This is a genomic window from Caenibius tardaugens NBRC 16725 (genome assembly GCF_003860345.1).
In the GTDB taxonomy this organism is placed as follows: Bacteria; Pseudomonadota; Alphaproteobacteria; order Sphingomonadales; family Sphingomonadaceae; genus Caenibius; species Caenibius tardaugens.
The window spans coordinates 16,213-29,728 of the sequence record NZ_CP034179.1; the positions used below are offsets into that span (position 1 = coordinate 16,213).

Consider the following 13,516-nt stretch of genomic DNA (forward strand, 5'->3'; position numbering starts at 1 on the left):
TATACATTGTTTTGAATGCGATTGATCCCCACCGTTCTGGGTGCCTGCGCGCTGGTGCAGGCATCCGCCATTCTCGCTCAGGAAGCGCAGCCATCCCCACTGGATAAGCCGGTAACGGATGATTCCGTATCTGCGGGGGATGTCGCGCTGACACCGCTCACCGATCTTAATCTGGCGCGGGACGAAATCCCCGAACTGCTCGTGCAGGCCCGCGCCGCGCCTTACGATATGGCGGGGCTGGAGGGCTGCGGCGATATCGTCGCAGCGGTCGAAAAGCTCGACATTGTGCTGGGGGAAGATCTCGACACCGCCGATGTACAGCAACGAGACGTAAATGCCGGGCGCATAGCCCAATGGGCCGTCGGGCGGTTCATTCCGTTCCGCGGGCTGATCCGCGAAGTTTCCGGCGCGCGGGCGCACGAACGAAAATTGCGCGACGCAGTGATCGGCGGAATGATGCGGCGCGCTTACCTCAAGGGCCTCGGCCATCAAAAAGGATGCGCCTACCCCGCACGCCCCGCACCGCCGGAAGATATCCAAGCCATCAAGACCGACCGGGTGGTGGCGCAACAGACCGCGATGGCGGAAGTCGCAACCGACAGGGTTGCCGCAGCCGAACAGAAAATCGCGGACAAGCGCGCGAACGAACAGTTTGAGGACGCGGCTGAACGCGCAGCGGATCAGCGCAAGGCGGAAGACAGACGCGCCGCACGCGAACGCCGCGAAGCGGAAAAGCGTGCAACGCAGGAACGAAAGGCTGCCGAGAAACGCGCCAAAGCGGTCGAAAAGCAAGCAACCCGGAAACAACAGGCCGATGCAAATGACGGGCCCCGATATGTATCGGAGCCCGTCGTGCAACCTGCAACCCGAATCAGGCGGCGTTAAGCCCCTGTGGACTGGGCCGGGATAGCGGGTTCTTCACTGCTGCGGCCGACGGCCGACCAGTTGACCCCGCGCGTTGCGTACATCACGCCAGCCAGCGCCACGAACAGCAGGACCGCGCCGATCAACAGCGACCACGCCTCGAGGCTGAGCAGGACGTAGAGCAGCGCATAGAGACCCAACAGTAGCGCCCCGATAAAGCCTGCGCGGCGCCAGCTTCCCAGCACCGCAGCGCTGTAGGCTGTCAGCAGGCCGATGATCGCCGCACTGGCCAGTAGATAGGCTGCTGTAAATCCGATCACTTCGGCAAATGCCAGAAGCAGCACGAAGAACAGTACCAGCCCGGCCCCGGTCAGGAGATATTCGGCCGCGGAAACACGTGCGCCCGCAACGACATCGAACATCAGGAAGGCCAGGAAGGTGAAGCCGATAAACAGGAAACCGTACTTCACCGAACGGTCCACGCGGCTGTAAAGATCGACCGGTTCGACAAGACCGACCGTAACAGCCAGCGATTGCCCGTTGATCGTTTCCGCCCGTTCCGCCGCCATGACGTTTACGGACGAATACGACCCGTTCAGATCATCGGTGATGACCGGCGGACCGAGGTCTTCATCAGCCACTGGCGCTTGTCCCAGCGCGAGCTTGTCGACCGTGTAGGAGGCCTTGAATCCCTTGTCCGAAATGCTGCGGCTTTCGGGCAGGAACGCCCCGCTGAAGCTCGGGCTCGGCCAGGTCGATGCCACGTCCCACTTGGTCTGGCCGCCGCGCGGCACCATGCTCAACGAACGGCTGCCTCGCAGACTGAACGCATAATCGACATTGAGCGGTGCCTTCCCGTCCCAATTGAGAAACGCAAAGAAGCCCTGCCCGCTGGTGGCGCCCGGTCCACGGCCCGGTTCCACCGAGAGCGGTTGCCCGTTGGCCGTAAACCGGCCGCCTTTGGTCAGGCCGCGCGCATCCGAAACGCCCATGCGAAGTTCCGCGCGATCCCATTCGAGCCGCTCCGGCGTAACGCCGAACCGCGGGAGATCGGGCGGCAGGGCAAAGTTCGCCTTGCCCGCCACATTGGCTTCAAACAACACGCTGCGATAAATGGATTTGCGCCGTTCCTGCGGTTTCAAAGCGGTTGTTACGGTATTGGAAACCGGAGAAATATACAGCAACCGTTCCACCTCGATCGTGCGGCTGACCGTCTTTCCGGCAACTTCCTCATTCTGAACCTGTGTGGTCTTGAACGGCACCACCACGACCGGCCCTGCAACGATCTGGGGGCTGCCCCAACCGGCGGTAATGCTGTCCTGCGCGATACGCGACTGGCCCTGCCGATCGCTGACCAGTGCATAGACGAATACCAGGGGAATGATCAGTGCCGCACCGATCAGAACAGCGAACAGAAGCTTTATTCCGGGACTTCGCTCACGCATGATGCATCCTCTCCGTTGCGATGAACCGTTTTTTATGAGCGACGAATGAACGCTAGCTGACTCATCGGCAATGCCAGTTGCATCTGCGTTTCATCATGCTAGCTCTTGTCCATGCGGCTCAAAGACTGTCACAACATCGACGATTTCCGGCTTCTCGCCAAGTCCCGACTGCCTTGGCCCGTCTTCGATTACATCGACGGCGCCGGTGACGATGAATTGACCCGCGCCCGTAACACCGCGGCTTATGCTTCCGCCGATCTGGTCCCCAATGTGCTGGCAGGCGTCGCCGATATCGATACCTCCTGCACGATCATGGGCCGCAAAAGCGCCCTTCCCCTTGTCCTCTCCCCCACAGCCTTGCAGCGGGTGTTCCATTGGGAAGGGGAACGGGCCGTCGCCCGGGCAGCGCACAAATTCGGGCTGTGGTGCGGCATTTCCAGTCTGGCGACAGTCAGCGTCGAAGAAATCGCCGCGATCACCCAGGGCCCCAAGATGTTCCAGCTTTATGTCCACAAGGACAAGGGCCTGAATGCGTCCATGATTCAGCGGTGCAAGGATGCCCGGTTCGATGCGATCGCACTGACTGTCGACACCATCGTCGGCGGCAAACGCGAACGGTGCCTGCGCAGCGGCTTCTCGAGCCCGCCAAGTTTCACGCCTTCGTCGTTCTTCTCCTATGCGATCAAACCGCGCTGGGCGCTGGATTACCTCCTGCGCGAAAAATTTCGCATGCCGATGCTGGAAACGCATTTTCAGGCGGATTCGCGCAAGGCCATGTCGATTGGCGATTATTTCACATCGATGCTCGATCAATCGATGGGCTGGGATACCGCAGCGCAGATCCGTCAGGAATGGGGCGGTACTTTCTGCCTCAAAGGGGTGATGAGCGCGGGCGATGCACGCCGGGCCGTGGAAATCGGTGCCGACGCGATCATGATATCCAATCACGGCGGTCGTCAATTGGACGGCAGCCGCGCCCCGTTCGACCAGTTGCGCGAAATCGTCGACGCGGTCGGCGGAAAAATCGAGATCATCTGCGATGGTGGTGTGAAGCGTGGCACGCACGTGCTGAAAAGCCTGTGCGCAGGGGCCACGGCCGCTTCGGGCGGACGCCTCTATCTCTATGCGCTGGCGGCGGCGGGTTATGCCGGGGTGGAACGCGCGGTGGCTATTCTTCAGGATGAAATTATCCGCGATATGAAGCTGATGGGCGTAACATCCGTCGATCAGTTGCAACCGGACATGCTGCGCTGGCGTTAAGCCCAACGCTCAGGGATGGGGCAAATCGGCCCCGGCCCTCGATCCCACCAGCCCGTCCCTGTGCAACGCGATCCCTGTCAGCAGACTGTCCGCGATCATGCGCGCGCGTTCCCCGACCAGTCGCACCGCCTCCTCACTCGCCCCTTCGGCGCGCAATGTGCTGTAAAACAGGTCGAGCCAGTGGGCGAAATGCTGCCGATCGAGACCGGATATGGCGACATGTTTGGGCATGGGATTGCCGGAATATTCGGCGCTGCTGAACAGGATGGAACGCCAGAACCGCTTCATCTGCCCCAGATGCCCATCCCAGTCGGTAACTTTGGCCGAAAAAATCGGCCCCAACAGCTCATCCGCCCTGATCCGGGCATAGAAGCTGTCTACCAAACGCGAAACGAACGCATCATCCACGCCCAGCGCCTGCGCGCGGGCGCGCCGGTCTGCCCGGGCACGCAGGGCGAAGGCATGATGGTCTTCATGCGTTTCTCCGCGCGGACTGGAAGGGTTATCCCTGTCGGGCATGGGAAACGATCCCCCGGGATAAGCGAAAAGGCGCGCCGGGCTCTCCAGCGCGCCTTCCGATATCAATATACGCGGGCCTTGGGCTTGATGTACTGAACATCGTCGGTCAGCGTGAATTCGTGGACCGGACGGTAATCGAGCTTCACCTCGCCGCCCTTGCCGCCCCATCCGTTGAACCAGCCAACGGTGTGCTTCATCCAGTTGGCATCGTCACGGTTCGGGAAATCCTCGTGCGCATGGGCGCCGCGGCTTTCCTTGCGGGCGTAGGCGCCGCTCATCGTGACGCTGGCCTGCGAGATCAGGTTATCGAGTTCCAGCGTTTCGATCAGGTCCGAATTCCAGATCAGCGAACGGTCAGACACGTGAATGTCCTGCATGCGCTTGTAGGTATCGGCCAGCTTGGTCACGCCTTCGGCCATCAGTTCATCCGTGCGGAACACAGCGGCATGGGCCGACATGGTACGCTGCATTTCGGTGCGGACTTCCGCGGTGGGAGAACCCCCCTTGGCATTGCGGAAGTGATCGAGGCGGCCCAGCGCCAGATCGGCCGAATCCTTGGGTAGACCGTTGTGGGCCGTGCCCGGCTTGATCAGTTCCTTCAGGCGATGGCCGGTCGCACGGCCGAACACCACGAGATCGATCAGGGAGTTCGATCCGAGACGGTTTGCACCGTGGACGGACACGCAGGCGGCTTCGCCCACAGCGAACAGACCCGGCACAACCGTTTCCGGGTTCCCATCGGCACCGATGGTGACGACTTCGCCGTGATAGTTACAGGGGATACCGCCCATGTTGTAATGCACAGTCGGAACCACGGGCAAAGGCTGGCGGGCCAGATCCACGCCAGCGAAAATCTTGCCGCTTTCGGTAATGCCGGGCAGACGTTCTGCCAGCACCTTGGGATCGATATGATCGAGGTGAAGGTAGATATGGTCCTTGTGCGGGCCTACACCGCGACCTTCGCGGATTTCCATCGCCATCGAACGCGACACAACGTCGCGGCTGGCGAGATCCTTGGCCGACGGCGCATAGCGTTCCATAAAACGCTCACCCTCGGAGTTGGTGAGATAACCACCTTCGCCGCGCGCGCCTTCGGTGATCAACACGCCCGCACCGTAAATCCCCGTAGGGTGGAACTGCACGAATTCCATGTCCTGCATCGGCAGGCCCGCGCGCAGTACCATCCCGCCACCGTCGCCGGTGCAGGTGTGGGCCGAGGTCGCGGTGAAATAGCTGCGTCCGTATCCGCCAGTGGCGAGCACAACGGCGTGGCTGCGGAAACGGTGGATCGAACCATCGTCCATGCACATGGCGATCACGCCACGGCAGACCGGAACGCCATCAGGGCCGTTTTCCATGATCAGGTCGATCGCGAAGTATTCGATGAAGAAGTCTGCATCGTACTTCAGCGACTGCTGATAAAGCGCGTGCAGCATGGCGTGGCCGGTACGGTCGGCGGCAGCACAAGTGCGCTGCACCGGCGGGCCTTCCCCCATATTCTGCATGTGACCGCCGAACGGGCGCTGGTAAATCGTGCCATCGGCGTTGCGGCTGAACGGCACACCGGCATGTTCAAGCTCGTAAACCGCCTGCGGCGCTTCGCGCACCATGTATTCGATCGCGTCCTGATCGCCCAGCCAGTCCGACCCCTTCACGGTGTCGTACATGTGCCAGGTCCAGTGGTCCGGCGAGTTGTTGCCGAGCGACGCGGCAATACCACCCTGCGCCGCCACGGTATGCGAACGGGTCGGGAACACCTTGGTGATGCAGGCGGTTTTCAGACCGGCTTCAGCCGAACCCATCGTAGCGCGCAGACCAGAGCCGCCAGCGCCGACAACCACCGTATCATAGGTGTGATCGATAATCTTGTATGCGGCCTGAGTAGATGCGGAAGCCATGTTACGCGCCTCCCAGCGCAAGACGAACGACGCAGAACAGAGCGAAACCCGCCCCGGCGAATACGGCAAGGTTGAGCAGCGCAATCACGGCAAACTTGGTGCCATGGTCGTGCACGTAGTCTTCAATCACAACCTGCAGGCCCAGCCGCGCGTGCCAGAACGTGCTGATGATCAGCAATGCCATGGCCGTTGCCGGGACCGGCGCGGACAGCCATTCGCGTGCAGTGGTATAATTGAGGTCCGGCAGAAGCAGGACCGAAATGATAAACCACGCCATCAACAGCAGATTGCCGACGGCGGTGAAGCGCTGCAACAGCCAGTGATGCGCGCCGCTATGCGCGGAGCCCAGGCCCCGTACGCGTCCGATGGAAGTTCCGTTACCCATGGTATCCTGGCCTCAGCGAGTGCAAACCACGGCCCAGAAGCCGACGGTGAGGATGATGGCGATAACCGGAGCGAGAATGGACCAGACCTTGTTGATCTGAAGTTCATAACCCGCACCGATATCGAGCACGAAGTGACGCAGGCCCGACATCAGGTGCGTAAAGAACGCCCAGGTCAGCCCCACCAGCACGACATAGCCCAGCGGCGACGTGATCAGCGAAACGAAGGTTTCATAGTATTCGGGCCCCGCTGCGAGGGCGCCGAGCCACCACAACATGACGAACAGGCCCACTAGCGCCATCCCGTCACCGGTCACACGGTGAAGGATGGAAACCAGCATGGCCGGACCCCATTTCCAGATCTGCAGATGCGGTGACAGCGGACGGTTTGCCATTCTCGCCTTCCTGATTGCATGTGAGCGCCACCTGCTGGCGCGAAAGATTCGAAACCCCCATAATGAAAAGGTACGCCAAGGCAAGCGGTCGGAGAGTAGTTTCCGTTCGTGAAAAGGCGCGCTAGGGCAGAGTTGAAATGACTGACACATGGAAAATCACCGCCCTCGCCCCCCGCGAAATTATTCAATCGGCGCTGGTTGCGCATGAAGAAGCGCTGGATTGGGACCCGGATATCGTGCTTTCCGGCAGCGAAATCGCTGAAAACAGGCCCGAAGAATGGCAACTCGAAGCGTGGTTGCCACGCAAACCGTTAAAAGCGGACAAGGCGGCCCTCACTGCATTGTTCGCCGCTGGCGCGCCGAAACTGCAAATCGAAAAATTACCGCCACAGGATTGGGTCACCTTAAGTCAGGAAGGCGTTCCCCCCATCCGTGCCGGGCGATTCCATGTCCGCACCCCGGAACATCCGCAAACCGACGAGCACGGAGTCGTGAATTTCGCGATTCCCGCCAGCCAGGCTTTCGGGACGGGGCAACACGAAACCACCGCCGGGTGCCTGACCATGCTGGACGCGATGAAAAAACGCGGAATGATCGTCCGCAATCTCGTGGATATCGGCACGGGCACCGGCCTGCTGGCCTTTGCCGGGCTAAATTTGTGGCCTCGCGCGCTCGCCACGGCGAGCGATATCGATATGGTCTGCGCGGATGTGGTGTCGGACAACGCCGCATTGAACGGGGTTCGCATGGGGGCAGGTCCCAACGCGCTGACCATGGTCATCGCCGATGGCATGGCCGATCCGGTGCTGCAGTCGCGCGCGCCCTATGACCTGCTGATCGCCAATATTCTTGCCGGGCCGCTTGTCGAACTGGCCACCGACTTCGGCAGAGCGGTCGTGCCTGGGGGCAGCATTCTGCTGTCCGGCCTGCTCACCACACAGGAAGATCAGGTGCGGCGCGCCTATGCCAGGGCAGGCATGCGCCTGTCCGCACGCCTGACCAATGGCGACTGGTCGATCCTGTGGCTGCGCAAGCGCCCCGTATCGCGTTCTCATGCCAGCCGGCCCCGGCACTTGCCCGAATGGTCACGGTCATGGTGAAACGCTGGACGCTGCGCCTTCTGGCAGCGTTCTTCTCGATTATTGTGATCTTCCTGCTTTCGGCATGGATCGGATCAATGATCCCGCGCAATGCGGACTGGAAACAGCCCGACAGCGGGATCGATATCATGGTCGAAACCAATGGCGTACACACCGCGATCATTGTGCCACTGGTCACCGCGCAGAAGGACTGGCGCCCCGATTTCCCTGTTTCGGAGATCGATGATCGGGATCGCCCCTACACGCATCTTTCGATTTCGTGGGGCGAACGGGACGTGTTTCTCAATACACCGACCTGGTCGGATCTGTCCCCGCTGACCGTGCTGCGCATCATCGCATTGGGCGGCGATGGCCTGTTGCACGTATCGCATTACGTTCAGCCCCGTCCCGGCAAATATATCCGCGGTTTCCGCATCAGCGCAGATGAATACCGGTTACTGGTGCAACAGATCGAGGCCAGCATGCCCCGGCGCGACACGCGCAAGCGTTATCATGGCTATACCACGCACGATGTCTTCTACGATGCACCGTTCCGCTACACCGTGTTCAACACCTGCAACCAGTGGACCAGCAACACTCTGGCCGCGGCCGGTATCCGCACCGGTTACTGGACACCATTTGCCGGCGGCGTGATGCATTCCCTGCCCGGCAACCCGCAACAGCACTGATCCGCTTTGACCTTCGCCCGGGGCAGCCTCTAAGACGCCCGGGAACATCGCATGTCGCAACAGGAGAGAGAAATGAAACTCGAATCGCTGGCCCTGCACCACGGCTATACGTCCGAAGCGACGACCAAAGCCGCCGCTGTGCCGATCTACCAGACGACCTCGTACACATTTGATGATACGCAACACGGCGCGGATCTGTTTGACCTGAAAGTACCGGGCAACATCTATACCCGCATCATGAACCCGACAACTGCCGTGCTGGAAGCGCGCATCGCGGAAATGGAAGGCGGCATCGGGGCCCTGGCGCTGGCATCGGGCATGGCCGCGATTGCCTATGCCATTCAGACAATTGCGGGCGTTGGCGACAATATTGTATCGGTTTCGCAGCTTTACGGCGGCACATACAATCTCTTCGTGCACACCTTTCCGCGACAGGGCATCGAAACCCGGCTGGTCAGTCATGATGATTTTGCCGGAATGGAAGCCGCCATCGATGCGAACACCAAGGCGATCTTCCTCGAATCGATCGGCAACCCGGCAGGCAACGTCGTAGACATCCAGGCCATCGCCGAAATCGCCCATCGCCATGGCGTGCCGGTCATCGTCGATAACACGGTCGCGTCGCCTTATCTCTGCAGGCCGTTTGAATATGGGGCGGACATCGTTGTCCATTCGCTGACCAAGTACATCGGCGGGCACGGCACGACGATCGGCGGGATTATCGTCGATTCCGGCAAATTCGACTGGGCCGCCAACAAGGCCCGATTCCCGCTGCTGAGCGAACCCGATCCTTCCTATCACGGGGTGGTCTATACCGAGGCGCTGGGGCCGGCCGCATACATTGGCCGTGCCCGCGTTGTCCCCCTGCGCAACACCGGTGCGGCGCTTTCGCCGCACAGCGCATTCCTGATCCTGCAAGGGCTGGAAACACTGGGCCTGCGCATGGAACGGCACTGCGAGAATGCCCTCAAGGTGGCGCAATACCTTTCCGCGCACCCGAAAGTCCGCTGGGTCAATTATGCCGGGCTGCCCGACAGCCCTTTCCATGCTCTGGCCCAGAAGATCTGCGGCGGGCAGGCTTCCGGCATCCTCAGCTTCGGGATAGAGGGCGGCAAGGAAGCAGGCGGGCGCTTCATCGATGCTTTGCAGATGATCCTGCGACTGGTGAATATCGGGGACGCCAAATCACTGGCTTGTCACCCGGCCTCCACCACGCACCGGCAGCTGGGCCCCGAAGAACTGGCCAAAGCGGGCGTCTCGGAAGATCTGGTGCGGATTTCCGTGGGCATTGAACACATTGACGATATCATCGCGGATATCGAACAGGCCCTCGCTGCGGCGTGACACGATTGGCAGGGGTACAGCGGCTGCGACGGCCACTGCCCCTGCCGCATTTCCAAGGGAGAGAAAGAGTATGGCAAACACCGGTTATTTCACGGTGGGTACCAATGATGTTGATAAGGCATTGGCTTTTTACGACGCATTACTGGGTTCGGCAGGCTGGCAGCCCATGTTCGATTCACCGCGCGGCGGACGTCTCTACGGCAATGGAGCATCGCTGTTCGGGGTGTTTCGCCCCTTCGACGGCAACGATGCCACCGTGGGCAATGGCACCATGTGCGGCTTTGTCTTTGACAGCGTCGACAAGGCGGCGGCCTTCCATGCCAAGGTTCTGGAACTGGGCGGCACCAACGAAGGCGATGTCAGCGACAGGGGCAATGGCGCCACCTTCGGTTATTGCCGCGATCTCGAAGGCAACAAACTCTGCGTGTTCCACTACCCCACGCCTGCCGCCTGACCGGCCCTATACCTGATCGGCAACCGCTTCCTGCCCTACCACGGCAAGAAGCGGATGCCCGTCGTTTCCTCGGTAATTTCCCAAAGCCGCTTCGCTGCCGCCATGTCCTGCCCCGCAGGCTTGATCACCGCCGGTCCCGGTGGGCCCTTCATTTCTCCGAATCCCTGCGGCCCATAGAAGCCCCCGCCTTTCACCGCTGGTGAGGATGCCGCGTAAAGCGTTGGCAAGGCACCCTGCGCCGCAGGCTGCCCCAGATAAGGCATCACCACTTTCAGAATACCGCTGACAATGTGATCCCCCAGCCTATATTGCCCCAACTGCCTGCGATTGGCCCCGATTGAGGTCTGCGCCACACCTGGGTGGACCGCCATACTGCTGATCTTCCCACCTGCCTGATCGACTCTCCGCTGCAGTTCCCGTGCAAAGAACAGGTTGGCCAGCTTGGTCTGGTTATAGGCCCGCTGCGCGCGGTAATCTTTCTCCATCTGGAGATCGTCCCAATCGATCCACCCGCGTGCATGCACCATGCTGGACACCGTCACCACGCGCGGCGCGGCAGCGGCTTCGAGCAGCGGCATCAGCAAGGCCGTCAGCGTGAAATGGCCGAAATGCCCTATGCCAAAAGTCAGCTCGAAACCGTCTTCAGTGGTGCGCCGTTCACTGATCGGTTGAATGCCCGCATTGTTAATCAGAATGTCCAGCTTGCCGCCTTCCGCCACGAAGGCCTGGGCAAAATCCCGCACCGCCTGCTGGCTTGAAAGATCGAGCAGGCGAAACTCCACCACGGCATCGCGGCGCAAGGCCCGAATCCGCGCCAATGCGTCGATCCCGCCCTGTTCGTTCCGGTCGCTCAGGATCACATGCGCGCCATGCAGTGCCAATGCCCGCGCGGCTTCATAGCCAATCCCGCTTGCCCCGCCTGTCACCAGTACGCGCTGTCCCGTAAGATCGGGAATATCCGCTTCACTCCACCCCTGCATCTGTGCCCCCCGGCTATTATGGAATTGTTATGATACCGGCGGTGGTAAATCACACGCTGATGGCGAACAAGATGTGTCGGCAGGGCTTATCCCGCAGCCCGGACGATTTCCGCCCAGGCCGCCTCGTCGATCACTGCAATGCCGAGATCTGCCGCTTTCTTGAGCTTGGACCCTGCCCCCGGACCGGCGACCACAAGATCGGTTTTCGGCGAAACGGAACCGGCAGCCTTCGCCCCCAGCGCCTCGGCCTGGGCCTTGGCTTCATCGCGGCTCATGGTTTCGAGCTTGCCGGTAAATACAACGGTCTTGCCCGCCACCGCGCTGTCTCGGGTTTCCACGATGTAGGGTGGCGGCGCGACTTCCGAAAGAAGATCGTCCCACACCTCCCGGTTATGGTCTTCGTGGAAGAAGTCGCCCAGCGCCTCCACTACGGCCGGGCCAACCCCTTCTATGGATGTCAGCAGACCGGCGGCCTCGCCGTCTCCCGCCTGCGCCTGTTCCGCAGCATCGCGCAACGCAGGCAAGGTATGGAAATTCTTCATCAGATCGCGCGCGGTGACCGTACCGACATGGCGGATGCCCAACCCGAACAGCAGCCGCGCGGCATCCGGCTGTCGCCGGTTCTCGATCGCTTTCAACAGGTTGTCCACAGACTTGTCCTGCCAGCCATCCAGCGCAAGAATGGCATCGCGCCGTTTGCGCAGACGGAAGATATCCACCGGGCTTTCGAGCCAGCCCAATGCAAAGAACTGATCGATCGTCTTCTCGCCCAGCCCATCGATATCGAGCGCGCCCCTGCTGACGAAATGCTTGAGCCGCTCCGTCCGTTGTGCCGGGCAGATGAGCCCCCCGGTGCAGCGCACGTCGACCTCGCCTTCCTCAGCCACCGCCTCGCTGCCGCATTCAGGGCAATGATCAGGGAACGGGAACGGATCACGCACGACATCGCGCGTAAGATTGTCGACCACTTGCGGGATCACATCGCCTGCGCGCTGGATCACCACGCGATCGCCTACGCGCACACCCAGACGCGCGATCTCGTCGCGATTATGCAAGGTCACGTTGGTGACGGTTACGCCGCCAACCAGCACCGGAGCCAATCGCCCAACCGGGGTCAGCTTGCCGGTGCGGCCAACCTGGATGTCGATAGCCTCAACCACGGTTTCTGCCCGTTCCGCCGGAAATTTGCGCGCAATCGCCCAACGCGGGGCCTTGGCGACGAACCCCAGCCGTTGCTGCCAATCGAGCCGGTCGACCTTGTAGACGACCCCGTCGATCTCATAAGGCAGATCGCCCCGCCCCGTCGCAATGCGGGCATAGGCCGCCAGCATCGCCTCCAGCGTATCGCAGCGGACCAGTTCCGGCGAAATCGGTAATCCCCATGCGGCGATCCGTGCCATCACGTCCTGCTGGGTCGTGCCCTGAACGTGGCTTGCCGCGCCCCAACCATGCGCCCAGAACCGCAAGGGCCGCTTTGCCGTGACCCAGGCATCTTTCTGGCGCAGCGATCCGGCGGCGGCATTGCGCGGATTGGCGAAAACCTTGCCACCTGCGGCCGTTTGCGCCGCGTTTAGTGCGTGAAAGTCGGCCTTGGACATGTAGACTTCGCCGCGCACTTCAAACACGGCTGGCGCATCGCCCTGCAACTGCTGCGGAATATCGCCAATATGCGCGACATTGGCGGTGACATCTTCCCCCACCTGCCCATCGCCACGCGTGGCCGCACGCACGAGTTTGCCGTTTTCGTACCGGAGCGAGCAGGACAGCCCGTCGATCTTGTCTTCCGCCGTCATCGCCACCACCTCATCCGGTGCAAGGTTGAGGAACCGGCGGACACGACCGACGAAGTCGGCCACTTCCTCATCCGTAAAGGCATTGTCGAGGCTCATCATGCGCACCTCGTGCGCGACCTTGGACAAGGGTGATGCGGCAATCTCGTGCCCCACTTGGCGGGAGGGGCTGTCGGGCCTGATCAAATGGGGAAACGCGGTTTCCAGCTCGGTATTGCGGCGCACCAGCGCATCATATTCCGCATCCGAAATCTCGGGCGAATCTTCCGCGTGATACAGCCGGTTATGCAGGGCAATCTGCCGCGCGAGGCGCATCAGTTCGTTGGCGGCATCGGCTTCGGTGATATCGACGGGCATAAGTAACTCGATTGGCGTGGCGGCAACGAATCTGTGACAGATAATGCCGTAAAACTATA

The 13,516-nt window shown here is 61.2% G+C and carries 13 protein-coding genes; 6 read left to right on the forward strand and 7 right to left on the reverse strand.

Annotated elements, in window-relative coordinates:
- The first annotated feature begins 15 nt into the window (after window positions 1–15).
- On the forward strand, window positions 16–885 hold the full coding sequence (locus EGO55_RS00085) for a hypothetical protein (protein WP_021688937.1): 870 nt from the start codon (window positions 16–18) through the stop codon (window positions 883–885).
- On the opposite strand, the gene creD is transcribed toward EGO55_RS00085, so the two are convergent.
- Window positions 882–2,309, reverse strand: a complete 1,428-nt coding sequence (gene creD / locus EGO55_RS00090; protein WP_021688938.1) for a cell envelope integrity protein CreD — start codon at window positions 2,307–2,309, stop codon at window positions 882–884. The two genes, EGO55_RS00085 and creD, sit on opposite strands and share 4 nt — an antisense overlap.
- 111 nt (window positions 2,310–2,420) lie before the next feature.
- Between creD and EGO55_RS00095 the strand changes: the two genes are divergently transcribed.
- Entirely contained in the window at window positions 2,421–3,569 is a 1,149-nt protein-coding gene (locus tag EGO55_RS00095; protein WP_021688939.1) for an alpha-hydroxy acid oxidase, read from the forward strand.
- 9 nt (window positions 3,570–3,578) lie between these two features.
- Here the strand turns inward: EGO55_RS00095 and EGO55_RS00100 are convergent, their stop codons facing one another.
- From EGO55_RS00100 to sdhC, 4 genes are all read right to left on the reverse strand, one after another.
- A complete protein-coding gene (locus tag EGO55_RS00100) occupies window positions 3,579–4,088 on the reverse strand; it encodes a group III truncated hemoglobin (protein WP_021688940.1) in 510 nt (169 codons plus the stop codon).
- 62 nt (window positions 4,089–4,150) lie between these two features.
- Window positions 4,151–5,986, reverse strand: coding sequence for a succinate dehydrogenase flavoprotein subunit (gene sdhA / locus EGO55_RS00105; protein ID WP_021688941.1), 1,836 nt, complete (start codon window positions 5,984–5,986; stop codon window positions 4,151–4,153).
- A 1-nt stretch (window position 5,987) separates the two neighbouring features.
- On the reverse strand, window positions 5,988–6,371 hold the full coding sequence (gene sdhD, locus EGO55_RS00110; protein ID WP_021688942.1) for a succinate dehydrogenase, hydrophobic membrane anchor protein: 384 nt from the start codon (window positions 6,369–6,371) through the stop codon (window positions 5,988–5,990).
- Between the two features lie 12 nt (window positions 6,372–6,383).
- Entirely contained in the window at window positions 6,384–6,764 is a 381-nt protein-coding gene (sdhC, locus tag EGO55_RS00115; protein ID WP_021688943.1) for a succinate dehydrogenase, cytochrome b556 subunit, read from the reverse strand.
- A gap of 137 nt (window positions 6,765–6,901) precedes the next feature.
- Here sdhC and EGO55_RS00120 point away from each other — a divergent pair, with 137 nt between their 5' ends.
- The 4 genes from EGO55_RS00120 to EGO55_RS00135 all read left to right on the forward strand — a co-directional run bounded on the left by EGO55_RS00120 (window position 6,902) and on the right by EGO55_RS00135 (window position 10,330).
- Entirely contained in the window at window positions 6,902–7,864 is a 963-nt protein-coding gene (locus tag EGO55_RS00120) for a 50S ribosomal protein L11 methyltransferase (RefSeq protein WP_021688944.1), read from the forward strand.
- A complete protein-coding gene (locus EGO55_RS00125; protein ID WP_021688945.1) occupies window positions 7,858–8,532 on the forward strand; it encodes a TIGR02117 family protein in 675 nt (224 codons plus the stop codon). Before EGO55_RS00120 ends, EGO55_RS00125 begins: the two co-directional genes overlap by 7 nt.
- Window positions 8,533–8,604: 72 nt before the next feature.
- Window positions 8,605–9,876 (forward strand): O-acetylhomoserine aminocarboxypropyltransferase/cysteine synthase family protein, encoded by a 1,272-nt coding sequence (locus tag EGO55_RS00130; RefSeq protein WP_021688946.1) that lies wholly within the window; start codon window positions 8,605–8,607, stop codon window positions 9,874–9,876.
- A gap of 70 nt (window positions 9,877–9,946) precedes the next feature.
- Window positions 9,947–10,330, forward strand: coding sequence for a VOC family protein (locus EGO55_RS00135; RefSeq protein WP_021688947.1), 384 nt, complete (start codon window positions 9,947–9,949; stop codon window positions 10,328–10,330).
- 35 nt (window positions 10,331–10,365) lie between these two features.
- On the opposite strand, the gene EGO55_RS00140 is transcribed toward EGO55_RS00135, so the two are convergent.
- Window positions 10,366–11,310, reverse strand: a complete 945-nt coding sequence (locus EGO55_RS00140; RefSeq protein WP_021688948.1) for an oxidoreductase — start codon at window positions 11,308–11,310, stop codon at window positions 10,366–10,368.
- An 86-nt stretch (window positions 11,311–11,396) separates the two neighbouring features.
- Window positions 11,397–13,457, reverse strand: coding sequence for an NAD-dependent DNA ligase LigA (ligA, locus tag EGO55_RS00145; RefSeq protein ID WP_021688949.1), 2,061 nt, complete (start codon window positions 13,455–13,457; stop codon window positions 11,397–11,399).
- Between the last annotated feature and the right edge of the window lie 59 nt (window positions 13,458–13,516).